Raw genomic sequence first — 717 nt, forward strand, 5'->3', positions numbered from 1 at the left:
AAAAAACTGTAGGTATCCGTATTCCAAATCATAACGTACCTCGTATGATTGTCGATATTTTAGGCAACCCTATCGTTACCTCTTCCATTAAAGATGATGATGAAATCATCGAATATACAACCGACCCGGAAGCAATTTATGAGGAGTTTAAACATCAGGTAGATATTGTGATCGATGGCGGTTACGGTGGAAACATTCCTTCAACTGTTGTGGATTGCACTCAGGATCAGTTTGTAGTAATGAGAGAGGGACTGGGAGATATAAATGAATATGCATAAAGGAAAAGCTGCTTTAGTAGACCTGCATTATTTACCTTCTCTAGAATACTTTGCGCTCCTCAACAGCTATGAGCATATAGTTTTTGAGGCAGAGGAGCACTTCGAAAAACAAAGCTTTAGAAATAGGTGCAACATCTTAGCAGCCAACAAAGTCGAGAAGTTATCGGTACCGGTTATTGGTGGCCGGAAGAAGGTAAAGATTAAAGAAATACAAATCGACCACACCCAACGATGGCAAAAAGACCATTGGCGTGCCATTCAGTCTGCTTACGGCAGGGCCCCATTTTTTGAGTTTTTTGCGGAGTATTTTGAGCCTTTTTTCCAAAAACAGGAAAAGTACCTCTTCGATTTCAATTACAAGTTACTGACATTATGTCTGAAACTATCCCAGATCAAAGTCGATTACACTTTTACTGAAACTTACGAGAAATCTCCTTCT

The 717-nt window shown here is 39.6% G+C and carries 2 protein-coding genes; both read left to right on the forward strand.

Features of this window, described 5'->3' with window-relative positions:
* The coding region (locus tag E1176_RS00405; RefSeq protein WP_185152477.1) for an L-threonylcarbamoyladenylate synthase at positions 1 to 278 on the forward strand (278 nt) is incomplete at its 5' end.
* A partial coding sequence (locus E1176_RS00410; protein WP_155208620.1) for a WbqC family protein occupies positions 271 to 717 on the forward strand: 447 nt, incomplete at its 3' end. The genes E1176_RS00405 and E1176_RS00410, both read left to right, overlap by 8 nt.

The sequence above is a fragment of the Fulvivirga aurantia genome (assembly GCF_009711475.1).
GTDB lineage: Bacteria > Bacteroidota > Bacteroidia > Cytophagales > Cyclobacteriaceae > Fulvivirga > Fulvivirga aurantia.